Raw genomic sequence first — 12,444 nt, forward strand, 5'->3', positions numbered from 1 at the left:
GCATCGCACCCGGCGCGTCGATCACGCGGCGGCGCTCTTCTCCAGTGCAGCGATGCGTTCTTCGCAGATCACCTGCACGGCCTGACCGAGCACCTCAACGCGCTCGCCGAGCCAAGCCAGTTCCTCTTCGGTGATACGGTAGTGCTTCGAGTAGCGCGCCTTCACATAGGCCTCCTTGAGCTTCTCGAAGCGTGTGCGGTCGGCACGGTTGTCGCGCGGCCATGCGTCGATCAGTCGTGGATCAATTCGCTCGGCCTGAGTGCGCAGAAAGCCGAGATTGTGCACGTGGGGCGTGTAGAAGGTGCAGACCAGCAGAACGCAATGGTAGAGGCGTTCTGCCGTTTGATGCAAGTCGAATGCCGCATCTTTTAGGTTGCCCTGGCCAATGTGAAACTTGGCGCCATTGAACCGCTTGTTAGCGCTCGGCAGCCACTCCTGAAAATACTCGCGAGCCATAGCGAACGCCTGCGCGGGAGTCTTTGGCCTCGGCTCGTGGAACTCGGTGTCCTCGCTCTGGTAAAGCGCAATGCCGTCGCGAGCGACGTCCATGAAGAAGTAGCGCCCGTGCGCGAGACCATCGTTCACCTCGGCGAGCGTGTGAACGATGAAATTGACCGGCGTGCGCAGCGTCTTGGTGATCGCCAGCTCGCGATTGAGCCGGTCTTCCGCGGTCGACCAGAACTCGACCCGATCGGTGAGCTTGTCGTTGTTGACGATGATCAGCAGGTCGAAGTCGGACTGGTAGCCCTTGGCAGTGTGCGGTTCGTCGACCCAGCCGCCGCGTGCATAGCTGCCGTACAGAATGACCTTGAGCATGCGCGCGTTCTTCTTCCAGTCCGATGTCGCGATCGCCGTCGCGTCGCCGAACTCCTCGAACAGGATCTGGACGACGCGCTTGAGCTCGCGCTGCTTGGCCGCCGGCAGATGATCGAGGCTCGTCTTCATGGGTTCAATCCTAACCTGAGCTGGCATCGGCGTACACCTCACCCGGCAAATGCGGGGCGAGATGTCGCGGCGGTCACTCGCGTCTCCCCGACGCTGCGCGGTCCAGCGCTACCAGCACCCGCGCGAGTGTCCGCTCCACTTCCTCGACGCTGCAGCGGTGCAGCGCGGCGGCCTGGACATAGTCGAGATCGTCGAAGCGCACCGATCCGAAGATCGCACGATCGCGCTCGGGAAGCTCGCGATAGGCTCGCCGCATCCGCCGCAGTTCCAGCCAGCGGATCATGACTGCGCCTCCTCGTCCGAGACGAAGCCGAGCAGATAGTCGGCCGCCTTGCTGGCCGCGCTCGCCGCACGGAAGATCGCCTTCTCGTCCTCGCGCAGCACCGCAAGCCAGCTACCGATATAATCGGCATGCCGAACAGTAGGCCGGATCGACAGCGAAGCGCAGGTGAAGGCGCTCGCCATTTCGGCAACCAATTCCTCGCGGGCATAGGCAGCACTGCCGAACTTGCCCGTTTGATCGCGATCCAGCCGCGAGCGGTGACCCGTCCAGTGCCCGAACTCGTGCAGCACGGTGCGATACCAGTTGATCTTGGAATGAAACGCCAGCTGCGGCGGCACTGCGACATAGTCCCCACTCGGGCTGTAAAAGGCCTCGCCACCGCCTATCCGCAGATCGGCGCCGCTCGCCTCGATCAACGCCAGCGCCTCGGGAACATTGTCGAGGGGCCCAGCGGGTTCACCCTCCGGTTCTGGCGTGAACCGCTCGGGCAGTCCTTCGCACTGGTCGATGTTGAACACAGTGAAGCGCTTGAGGAACGCCAGCTGCCGCGCCTCGCGGTCCTCGTCCCGCGCCCGCTCGGCCTCATCCTTGGGCGTGAAGCGATCCGCATAGCAGATGGTGGTGCCCCGCTCGCCCTGGCGCACGTTGCCACCCGCCGCCTGTGCTTGGCGGTAGGTCAGCCACCGCTGCGACTGGTACCGCCCCTCGATCACCGCCGCCCACAGGATCAGCACATTGATCCCCGAATAGCGCCGCCCGCTCACCGCATTGGCCGGCATTGCGCACCCGCATGCAGCCGCATCCCAAGGCTGCACCCAGGGCAGCCGTCCCTGCTCCAGCTCGGCGATCACCCGCGCCGTCACCTCGGCATAGAGGCTCACGCGAGACGTATCGGTCCTGGTCATCGCTCCTGCTCCTTCAAAACCACCGCAACCGGCGCCGGAATGGCGGGGGTGGGCGGCAGGAGCGGACCGGCAGTCCCGATTGAGCTGTGGGCTGCACCCGCGGGGCCGGAACGAAGAGGAGGAGCTGGCGCAGCCAGCTTGCAGCCCGCTGCGGCGGGACTAAAGGGTAGCGACGCCCACCCCCGCCAGTTCGAGTGCCGGAGGCCGACGCCGCGCCGCGCAGCGGCGCGTCCGCAGCAAATCAGCGCGTAGCGCTTCCCAGCGCCAACAGCGCTGCACCAAAACCGCTCTCTCGAATCCGGCCGGCCGTCGCGGCGGCGTGCGCACGCGCCCGTGTGCCAGTCGCCGCCGCGCCCTCCGGCGGGATCGAGCGCGCCACGCGGCACAAAGACGCTGCGACCTGTGGCGTCTCCGCAGGAGCGCGCCAGTGTGCGCACATCTGATCCGCGCGTTCCGTTTCAGCCGGCACTTGCCGGCTCCGGCTCGCGTCAAGCGATCGTCATCCGAACGGACCGAGACGCCGTAGAGCGACTCGGCGCCGCGCAGCGGCGTAGAGCGCGGTCACGCCGCAGGTGTGAGACGCCCTGCGACACCGCCTTATTTTTCGCCTCCTGCATTTCTGATGACAGCAGGTACCTTTATGATGCCACGGAGTGGCTCCCCTACCCCTCCCCCTTGCACCTCATGAAACCCGTGCTCAGCCTTTCCGGCGGGGCACCACTCAGACGCACCAGATGCAAGGTGATACCGATGCCGACAGATTACTCAGGCTCAAGACCGTCCTCGATCGCTCCGGCCTCAGCCGTTCCACCTTGTACCGGAAGATGCAGGACGGATCCTTCCCGCCTAGCGTCAAGATCAGCACCCGTTGTGCAGGCTGGCGAGAAGCCGCCGTGGCCTAATGGCAGAGGAACCCACGCTTCTATCGCTGGGAAGAGAGCGAAGCCGCACGGCACCCTTAGGGCGCGACCGCGGCCAGCAAGCCTCTCGGTCTTCACTCTTTCAGCCCAGCGACAAAGCCTGCTTTTCGGCGACCATTGGCAAAGGACACCATATGAAGCGGGCGAGATACAGTCGCACAGGACACGCTTGCTCGGCAGCTGCCGGTCGGCAATCGCCCTTCCGATAAGCAGTAAGCACTCAAGTTCGCAATCAGATCGCTTGGCCATCTTCGCGCCGGCATGTCCAGTGTCCGCGACGACGGGTGCAGCGCAAGTCGCTTGAAGTGCTTTCCTCCTTTTTGGCCGTGGCCGCTAACGCCCCAATCTCGGTCATTCAGCTTCGCACGAGTAGCCCCCGTACGCGGACGTTCACTTACAGTGCGCGGACAACTCAGCCGAGCACGCCGAGGAAGTGAAGAGCGATGCCCGCAGCCGAAGTGCCAAGCAGGGTCACGATAACGTTGGCTCGCAGGGTGAACACCGCTACCATCGCTGCCCCGGCAAGCAGTGTAGCCCAAGGGTCTATGCTGCCGAGCACCGGCGCGTCGAAGTGGACTGGCCCGAAGCTTTTTATCGCTGTCTCGCGAAAGAGGGTGTGAAGCGCGAACCACATGGCCAGATTGAGCACCACGCCAACGACCGCGGCAGTGATCGCCGAGAGCGCCCCTGATACGGCGGCGTTCCCCCGCAAGCGCTCGATGAAGGGCGCGCCGAGGAAGATCCACAGGAAGCACGGCACGAACGTCACCCAGGTCGCCAGCAGCCCGCCAAGCGTTCCCGCCAGCAGCGGCGACAGGTTGCCGGCCTCACGATATGCGCCCAGGAAGCCGACAAACTGGAGCACCATGATCAGTGGCCCGGGGGTCGTCTCGGCCATGCCCAGGCCGTCGAGCATCTCGGCCGGGCTCAACCAGCCATAGTTCTCGACCGCCTGCTGCGCGACATAGGCGAGCACCGCGTAAGCCCCGCCGAACGTCACCATGGCCATCGTCGAGAAGAAGGTCGCGATGCGGCTGAACACGTCATCGGGGCCCAGTGCGATCAGCAGCGCCGCGATGGGGATCAGCCACAAGGCTAGCCAGATCAGCGCGGTCTGCGCCGTCTCGCGCCATGTCGGCCGTGCGTGCGCCGGCAAGTCCTCGCCCAGCAGCGTATCGGCGTCGGCAACGGTCGCGGTCTTCGATGCGCCGTGGCCGCCGCCGCGGAACGCAGCATGGCCCTGCTTGCCCGACCACCAGCCGATCAGGCCGGCACCGAGCACGATCAGCGGGAACGGCGCGCCGAAGAAGAAGATCAGCACGAACGCCGCAGCCGCGAGCAGCCGCGCCGGTGCGGTCTTCAGCGCCCGCCCGCCGATCCGCACCACCGCCTGAAGCACCACCGCCAGTACCGCGGCTTTGAGACCGAAGAACAGGGCCGAGACGATGCCGACGCGTCCGTAGAGCACATATACCCAGCTCAGCGCCATGATCGCCGCAGCGCCGGGCAGGATGAACAGCACGCCGGCCACGATGCCGCCTTTCGTGCGGTGCATCAGCCAGCCAATATAGGTGGCGAGCTGTTGCGCCTCGGGGCCCGGCAACAGCATGCAATAGTTGAGCGCGTGGAGGAAACGCTGCTCCCCAATCCACCTTTTCTCGTCGACCAGGATGCGATGCATCACCGCGATCTGCCCGGCCGGCCCGCCGAACGAGAGCAGCGCGATGCGCAGCCACACCCAGAAGGCTTGGCGTAGCGTGACCGGCTGCGGCGGTACGGGCGCTGCGAGGCCGATGGTCGCGGCGGTCATGCCGACACCTTGCCGCGGGCCGGCTGGTGGGAGGACCAATCATGTTTTTCGCCCCGTGCGTCGCGGCACCAGCGGTATAGCGCGTCGTACACTGCCATCCCTGCTTCGAGCTGCGCATGGTCGTCGCTGTGGATGCGGGAAAGGCCAAGGGAAATGGCGAGCAGTCCTGCAGCCTCGGGCGCCAAGTCGAGCCGGTCGGTGTCGGCGCCACGCACGACGGCCGCGAGCCGCACCAGCGGCGCATGCCCGCCAAGACCGAACGCCTCGATCATCAGGTCAAAGGTGCAAAGATCGCCGCGATGGCTCCAGAACACGCGCTCGTCGGCAAGATCGAAGGGCTCGGCCTGCTGCTGCGCGGCGACGGTCAGCACCTCGGCAGGCGCCACGAAGAGGAAGCGCGCGGCGGGGTCGAGGAAGCGGCGGATCAACCACGGGCAGGCGATCCGATCGACCTTGGGACGGGATCGCGTCACCCACCATGTCCGGCCGTCTTCGTGTCGTTTGGGCATATGCGCAAAGGAGACGGTGGGTAGCCCTGCGCTGGCCCAGGCGGCGAACCCGCCTTCGAGGATTTCGGCCGGGATGCCGTCGCTGCGGAGGATCGCCGCCGCCGACACCGCCGGGCCGTGGCCATCGGTGTCGACAACTATGACGGAGGTGTCGGCGTCCCGGCGCCATTGTATCGGGGCCTTGCCGGCGGGAGCTTGCGAGCCCGGGATGGCTTCGGTTGGTGCGTCCCGCAGGTCGATGATGCGTGGCGCTCCGGGTTGCGCGATCAGACGGGCGAGCTTTTCGGGAGCGATTGCATTGTGAGCAGGCATGACGCGTCCTTGGCGTAGTGAGCTGGACGCGATTCTTCAGCTGACGCCTCGTGGGGAGATCGCAGTCCCCATCCGCGCAATCAGCCATGCTGCGCCCGGCTTGTCAATCGCGTGGAGGACGTCAGCTTCAACTCACTCTGATGCGGAAGCAGACCGGCCGCTTTCCACTCAGGTGTCGCCATCCGCCATCGACAAAGCGGACGCCAAGAGCGGACGGGCGGCTAGCGCCCAATCGCGGACGTTTGGCTAGGCGCGCGAGGTACCTGGAAACGGACGTTCGTTCATCTGACAGGTTAGCATTGCACTAGGTAACGTCATCACTGATAGTCGAACCCGTGACAAGCCGAAGCTCCAGATCATCGCTGTGGCAGCGGTTGAACATGAATCGGGCGCTTTACGCCCTCTTGCTCTTCCCTGCGTCGATCCTAGCCTATGCTGGATTTCTGTGGGTCGGCGCCTCTGAACGAGGTTGGCGAACTCAAGTTGCCGCCGCTGCGTTCATAGGAGCGTGGCTCTTCTTGGCTCTAGGGGCATGGCAAGCGTGGACTAACCCCAAGGCAGGCTGGTCAGCGGCCAGGTTGCCTCGAGCGGCACTGGCGGTGGGCGCTTTGTCTCTTTACGCGATCGCCGGCGCATGGGGCGGGCGAATGTTGATTTAGTCCGCTTTCGGCCCACTTCCGGCCGTTCGGCGCGTCGGATGCCAGGATGTCAGCTACTGGGCCGTAAGCGGTCTCGCGCTTTCGGTCAGAACGGCCCCGACAATCGCCATGATTCATGTTGGATCGTGCAACGGATCGAGGTCGTGCGCATTCCAAAGCTGATCACGCGCAATCCAGAGCGGCGACTGCCGGGCTCGCCGGGGCAGCTGCCGGTGGGCGGGCACGAGGAGAGATCCGTTGGACGCAGCTACTACGCCTCAAAGCACGGCGAGGATCGCGGGACGTCCCATTCACCCGATGACAGTGGCGTTGCCGATCACGCTGCTGGTAGCGACCTTCGTGTGCGACGCGCTGTTCTATTTCACGGGTGAGCGGCTCATTGCAACCGTGGCGCTCTACGCGCTCGGTGCCGGCATCGTGTTCGCCGCGCTGGCAGGGGTGTTCGGCTTCATTGACTATTTCGGAAGCCGCGAGATCCGGAACTTGCGAGCCGCCCACATCCACATGATCGGCAACACGAGCATCCTTCTGCTCTCAGTCGTCAACTTCCTGCTGCGCTACGGGGCCGCGGAGCCAGTGCCGACGAGCAGCCTCGTCATTTCCACGATCGTGTTCGTAGCGATCCACGTGACCGGCTGGATGGGCTGGACGATGGTGTACCGCCATGGCGTGGGGGTGAGCACCGCGCACGGACGCGCGGGGTGAGAGCCTCCGCTGCCTCCAGCCGGCACGGCAGCGAGACGCGTGTGACACGTGGGGGGCTGATCCTTCCCACGGCGATCATCGGCGTGGGGCTCAGCGGATTCTTCGACGGCATCCTGCTGCATCAGGTGCTGCAATGGCACCATCTGCTCAGCCTAGTGCCCGGCGAGCCATTCCGCGACATCGGCACGCAGATCCTGGCTGATGGCCTGTTCCACGTCCTCATGTATCTGATCACGGCCGCCGGACTATGGCTGCTGTGGCGCCGCCGGGCGCAGTTCGCATCGGATGGGGCGGGATGGCGCAGCGTCGCAGGCGGCGGTCTAGCCGGGTTCGGCATATGGAACATCATCGATGTCGGCTTCTTCCACTGGATCCTCGGCATCCACCGCATCCGAGTGAACGTACCCGATCCGCTCCTCTACGACGTGGCGTGGCTGACCGGATTGGGGCTAGTCCCGCTCGCATTGGCATGGTTCATCCTGCGCCACCGGGGATCGGGCTCGGGGGGCACCGGAATCGCAGCTGCCAGTTTGACCCTGCTCGTGCTTCTTGGCGCGGGCATGGCAGCGCGGCCGGTGCCGAATTCCCGCACGGCGCTGGTGTTCTTCGCACCGGGCACGTCAGCCGGAGAAGCGCTGAACGTCGCCGCCAATGCAGGGGTCCCGCTCACATGGATGGATCCCCGCGGGCGCATGATCGCAGTCGCGCTTGAGGAGTCCGACGCCGAACGGCGGCTGTATCGCGCGGGCGCTCTGCTGGTGACGCGGTCCCCCGCCCTGGCAGGCTGCGGGACAGCCACTCTTTGATACGCCAGCGCCCGTTCACTCCAGTCGGCATCGGCGCGCGTCCACGAACACTGCGTCGTACAGGAGCGTATATGGATCAGGATGTAGCGAAGCCCGGCGGCCGTGACGGCTCGACGCCCGTGATGATCACTATCGGCGGGTTCATTGTCGGGCTCGTCCTGTTCATCCTCTTCGGGGTGGAGACGTCACTATACGGTGTGCTGCCCTGAGCTGATCCAGGACCAGGGCGCCACGCCCAACATCCCGCCCAAGAGCAACCGGCGCTGGAAACCGTGCTTCAGCAAACGGCTATATCGCGAACGCAACCTGATCGAGCGGTTCTTCTCCAAGCTGACGCACTTCCGCCGCGTCGCCACCCGTTACGACAAGCTCGCCGCCCACCTCCTTGCCACGGTCCAGCTCGCCTCAATGCGGCTGTGGTTCCGCGCTTATGAGTCTACGGCCTAGCCGCCTGTACGCCCAGGTGATGCAACGAAAACTTTTGCTTCAGGTCGTAGCGCAATCCCTAGTGTTCGCGATCGAGGGGACACAACGCACAGTCTCTGGCGCCAGAGATCGAAACTCCAATCACCGACCGTGCTCCCGCTCCTGCTCGGTAGCATTGGCCTCAAGAAGAGCTTGACGCCCCTCGAGCGCCAGTAGGGTAAACCCCGGCCATCTCGCGCCTGGGCCAGCGTCACAGCTTTCCTTCCAGGCGGACTTCCAACCGCAATACTGCAAGCACTTCAAGCTGAACGCGCCTCATCATCCGCGCTTGCTAGCGAAAGACCTGTAACGCACTCGAAAAGTCTCAGTGCAATAATTTGAATCGAATAGCGACTCCACCGCCCGGAGCCATCTCCAGGCGCAGTACATTCCCACTCGTGACAATGCGTTTCTCGACAGACAGCGCCGAAGGGTTCGTCCTGTAGTCGGCGCCCGGCCCATCCCGATAGATCTGCGCTTCGTAACGTTTGCCCGGAAGGAGGAAGTTGAGCGGCTGCTGAAGCGTGCGGGCATTCTCATCGGTGAGCGCGCCGAGGAACCAGTCGCGCCCTCCGCGAGGCTGGCGCGCCACCACCGTATAGTCGCCGATCTGGGCTTGCAGCGTCTTGGACACTTCCCAATCCGTCGGCACGTCTCGAATGAACTGGAAGGCATCGAGATGCTTTTCGTAATTCTCCAGGAGGTCAGCGGCCATCTGGATGGGGCTGTAGAGCACGACGTACAGCGCGAGTTGCGTGGCGAGGGTGGATTGCACGCGGCGGGTGAGCGCCACGCCATTACGTTCGATGTCGAAGATGCCGGGCGTGAAATCCATCGGCCCGGCCAGCATGCGCGTGAAAGGCAGGATCACGGTGTGCTCGGGGGGATTGGTGGGATTGCCCCAGGCGTTGAACTCCTGGCCCCGCGCGCCTTCGCGGCTGATCATGTTGGGATAAGTCCGTCGCAGGCCGGTGTCCTTGACCGGCTCGTGCGCGTTTACCGCAATGTGATGCGCCGCCGCGACCTGAGCCACGTTGAAGTGGTGGCGCACCATATATTGGTCGGCGAACCAGTGCTTGCCGCCCTGCGAATCAAGGATGTCGCCGCTCGGGTGGACATGGCCGGTCTTGACCTGCGTCACGCCCATCCGCTCGTAAAGGCGCATCGCGTCTTCGAGCTGCGATTCGTAATTCGGCACACCCCCGCCAGTCTCGTGATGCCCGATCAGGCGCACGCCCTTGGACTTGCCATAGGCAGTGATGCCGGGGAGGTCGAAATCGGGATAGGGCTTGGTGAAGCTGAACTTGTCGCCATGCGCGGTCCAGTCGCCGTCCCAGCCCTGATTCCAGCCCTCCACCAGTACGCCGTCGAAGCCGTACTTGGCCGCGAAATCCATGTAGCGCTTAACGTTGGCCGTGTTTGCGCCGTGCTTGGGGCCGCTTCCCCAGGTGGAACGCTCAAGGTGCATCTCCCACCAGATGCCGACATATTTGCCCGGCTTCACCCAAGAAACGTCGCCGAGCTTGTTCGGCTCGTTAAGGTTGAGCTCGATGCGGCTGTCGGCCAGGGCTGCGGCCGAATCCCCGATCAGGATGGTGCGCCACGGCGTGGTGAAAGCGCCGCTCTTCTTCGCCAAAATCCCATCGGGCCGCGGCATGAGCCAAGCACTGAGCTTTCCAGCTCCGTCGCCGGCCAGCAGCATGCTCGGGAAGTCGATCAGCCCGGCTTCGTGGAAGGACAGATGAATGCCGTTGCTGCCGCGCAGCGTCAGCGGCGTCTCCGCCAAGGTGATGCGGCGGGCATCGGTCTGGGTATAGAGATATTCATCCCGGTCGGAACCGAGTGCCTGATACCACCAGGCCTGATAGTCGCCGATGGGGTGAAATTCGGTACGTTCCTTGACGACCGAGACCTGCTGACCAACAGGAATGCCGGCATAGCCATAGCGGAAGCCGATCCCGTCGTCGAAGATGCGGAAGGTAAGGTCGACCGCACTGTTGAGCGCAGTGTCCCCAACCAGTGTCACGCCTAGCTCGGTATGACGGTCGCGGATTTGCCGCTGCTCGCCCCAGGGCTGCTCCCACACCGCATCGTGCGACGCCCGCCGGGGATTGCGGAGGGCGGTGTAACGCAGCGTGCCCTCGCCCGAGAACTCCATCCCCAACCCAGAGGGGGCGATCACGCCCACGCCGCGGCGGCTGACGGTGTAGCTCGCCCGGCCCTGATCCACCGAGACGCAGACCTCGATTATCTTCTCCGGCGACTGCGCGCACACGCGCTCGGCTGCGGCCGCTGCGCATGGGGTGCAAAGCGCGCCGGCGGCAGCGAAGCCCAGCAATGTGGCGCGGGTAGCCGCCAGCCGGCCGACGCGCGCAACTCGCCCAGGTGATTGTTGAGCGATACCTGCGATCCGCTGCATCATGACCCTCTCCTTTTTGTGTTCTTGGCAGAGCCAGCTCCGCTCCGTGCGGGTGCATGCTTTGCGTTATTTTGCGCTGCTGGCAACTGCCATCTGGCTCCAGTGAGAAGCACGTGACAGCTATAGAGGGCTGAGGTCCTGCGCTTCTACGCAAGAAATTGCGTGCCTGCTTCCTTACTCCGGAAGTAGTGCCGGGCGGGGTATCGCCATCGCGGCGACCGCCGCCGCCAGAAAGCAGAGCGCCGCCAGCGCCAGCGCGAGCAAGGTCTTGCCCGCGAACAAGCGCTCAACCACCGCCCCGAGCACTGAAGCGGCAACGAGTTGCGGCAGGACCAGGAACATGTTGTGAATACCCATATACACGCCGCGTTTGGCGGGCGGCAGTGAATCCGCCAGCATCGCGTAGGGAAGCGCGAGGACAGCCGCCCAGGCAACGCCGATGCCCAGGGTGGGAACCCACAGCGTTGCAGGATCCGAAAGCAACACGATCCCCAGCAATCCGGCACCCCCTGCCACTAGGCAGAGAGTGAAGGTGGCCTTCTGACCGATGCGGCGAGTTGCGGCCGGCAGCAGCAGCGCGCCGACCGCGGCCACGCCGTTATACTCGGCGAACAACAGACTGACGCGGTCGGCTGCCAGGGCATAGGCGGAGGACGCGACGTCGGAAGTGCGGTAATATCGCTCCGCAATCGCGGGCAAAGTGAACACCCACATCGCGAAAAGACCGAACCAGGTAAAGAACTGCACCACGGCCAAGCGGCGCAGGACGCGCGGCATGCGGATGACGTCTTCGACGATCTCTAGCACCGGCGGCAGCCGTCTGCCGGCGAGGCGGTAGCGCACGACCAGCAGCACGAGCAGTCCATAGACGATCGCGATCGCCGCCAGGACATGCAGATCGCGGTCGTGCAGCCAGAGCAGGGCGGCCGCAGCGATGCCGACGCCTAGCGTGAGCCACCCCCAGCCCGATGCGTTCCAGCGGTGCGGCGCCACGGGTCCCATGCCGATCTCCGAAACGCGTTCCAGCGCGGCGGCGCTGAGTAGCTCGGGTGGTGTCTCGCGCGTGGTGACCACGGTCCAAGCGACTGCAGCCAGCAGCGTAGCACCCCCGGCATAGAAGGCTGCGCGCACGGCGGGAGGAATGTCGCGGTTGATCGCGTCAGGGCTGAAGCCGAACCAGTGGAAAAGCATCGAGGGCAATGCCGAGGCAAACACGGCACCCGCGCCGATGAAGAACACCTGGATGGCGAAGCCCGAGGTGCGCTGCTGCTGTGGCAGGCTGTCCGCGGCAAGCGCGCGAAAGGGCTCCATGACGATATTGATCGCGGCGATCAGCAGCCACAGCATCAGGCTCGCGGCCCAGAGCGAGTGCACGTTGGGCATGGCGAAGAGCAACGCTGCGGAGAGCACCGCGCCGAGCAGCATATAGGGACGCCGCCGGCCCAGCCGCCCCCAGGTGCGGTCGCTGCAATAGCCCACGAGCGGCTGGACGATCAGCCCGGCCGCGGGGGCCGCGATCCACAGAAAGGCCAGGTCCTCGACATTCGCTCCGAAGGTCTGGAAAATGCGGCTCGTGTTGACGTTGTGCAGCCCCCAGACGACCTGCACGCCGAACAGTCCGACGCACATGTTGCAGATGGCTAGCATCGAGCGTGGGGCGCTAGGTCGCCGGGGCGGCTTTTCCATCTTGCGCGTGTCCTTGCTTG

General features: G+C 64.8%; 11 protein-coding genes and 1 pseudogene. 5 read left to right on the top strand and 7 right to left on the bottom strand.

Going from position 1 to position 12,444, the window contains the following annotated elements:
* Positions 1-21: 21 nt before the first annotated feature.
* The 3 genes from LZ586_RS04180 to LZ586_RS04190 form a co-directional block, all read right to left on the bottom strand.
* The gene (locus LZ586_RS04180; protein WP_235078417.1) at positions 22-945 is read right to left on the bottom strand and encodes a nucleotidyltransferase and HEPN domain-containing protein; all 924 of its coding nucleotides are present in this window, start codon (positions 943-945) and stop codon (positions 22-24) included.
* A gap of 73 nt (positions 946-1,018) precedes the next feature.
* Positions 1,019-1,228, bottom strand: a complete 210-nt coding sequence (locus LZ586_RS04185) for a sigma-70 region 4 domain-containing protein (RefSeq protein ID WP_235078418.1) — start codon at positions 1,226-1,228, stop codon at positions 1,019-1,021.
* Positions 1,225-2,133 (bottom strand): ArdC family protein, encoded by a 909-nt coding sequence (locus tag LZ586_RS04190; protein ID WP_235078419.1) that lies wholly within the window; start codon positions 2,131-2,133, stop codon positions 1,225-1,227. Before LZ586_RS04190 ends, LZ586_RS04185 begins: the two co-directional genes overlap by 4 nt.
* A 734-nt stretch (positions 2,134-2,867) precedes the next feature.
* On the opposite strand from LZ586_RS04190, the gene LZ586_RS04195 reads away from it, so the two are divergent.
* On the top strand, positions 2,868-3,035 hold the full coding sequence (locus tag LZ586_RS04195) for a helix-turn-helix transcriptional regulator (RefSeq protein ID WP_235078420.1): 168 nt from the start codon (positions 2,868-2,870) through the stop codon (positions 3,033-3,035).
* Between the two features lie 430 nt (positions 3,036-3,465).
* Here LZ586_RS04195 and chrA read toward each other — a convergent pair whose 3' ends face one another.
* On the bottom strand, positions 3,466-4,863 hold the full coding sequence (chrA, locus tag LZ586_RS04200) for a chromate efflux transporter (RefSeq protein ID WP_235078421.1): 1,398 nt from the start codon (positions 4,861-4,863) through the stop codon (positions 3,466-3,468).
* Positions 4,860-5,684 carry a chromate resistance protein ChrB domain-containing protein gene (locus LZ586_RS04205; protein WP_235078422.1) on the bottom strand — a complete coding sequence of 275 codons (825 nt, stop codon included), beginning with the start codon at positions 5,682-5,684 and terminating at the stop codon, positions 4,860-4,862. Before LZ586_RS04205 ends, chrA begins: the two co-directional genes overlap by 4 nt.
* Before the next feature lie 896 nt (positions 5,685-6,580).
* Here LZ586_RS04205 and LZ586_RS04210 point away from each other — a divergent pair.
* From LZ586_RS04210 to LZ586_RS04225, 4 genes and pseudogenes are all read left to right on the top strand, one after another.
* A complete protein-coding gene (locus LZ586_RS04210) occupies positions 6,581-7,048 on the top strand; it encodes a DUF2231 domain-containing protein (RefSeq protein ID WP_319938047.1) in 468 nt (155 codons plus the stop codon).
* Positions 7,049-7,089: 41 nt separating this feature from the next.
* Positions 7,090-7,854: a DUF2243 domain-containing protein gene (locus LZ586_RS04215; RefSeq protein WP_235078424.1), complete on the top strand. Its 765-nt coding sequence runs from the start codon at positions 7,090-7,092 to the stop codon at positions 7,852-7,854.
* A 71-nt stretch (positions 7,855-7,925) separates the two neighbouring features.
* Complete coding sequence (locus LZ586_RS04220; RefSeq protein ID WP_235078425.1) at positions 7,926-8,063, top strand: hypothetical protein; 138 nt, start codon at positions 7,926-7,928, stop codon at positions 8,061-8,063.
* Between the two features lie 4 nt (positions 8,064-8,067).
* Positions 8,068-8,301 (top strand): annotated as a pseudogene (locus LZ586_RS04225) (IS5/IS1182 family transposase); the annotation flags it as partial.
* A 343-nt stretch (positions 8,302-8,644) separates the two neighbouring features.
* Here the strand turns inward: LZ586_RS04225 and LZ586_RS04230 are convergent.
* Both LZ586_RS04230 and LZ586_RS04235 read right to left on the bottom strand, forming a co-directional pair.
* Positions 8,645-10,741: a glycoside hydrolase family 97 protein gene (locus LZ586_RS04230; protein WP_235078426.1), complete on the bottom strand. Its 2,097-nt coding sequence runs from the start codon at positions 10,739-10,741 to the stop codon at positions 8,645-8,647.
* Between the two features lie 171 nt (positions 10,742-10,912).
* Positions 10,913-12,385: an MFS transporter gene (locus LZ586_RS04235; protein ID WP_235078427.1), complete on the bottom strand. Its 1,473-nt coding sequence runs from the start codon at positions 12,383-12,385 to the stop codon at positions 10,913-10,915.
* Positions 12,386-12,444 lie beyond the last annotated feature (59 nt).

The sequence above is a fragment of the Sphingomonas sp. S2-65 genome (assembly GCF_021513175.1).
Classification (GTDB): domain Bacteria; phylum Pseudomonadota; class Alphaproteobacteria; order Sphingomonadales; family Sphingomonadaceae; genus Sphingomonas.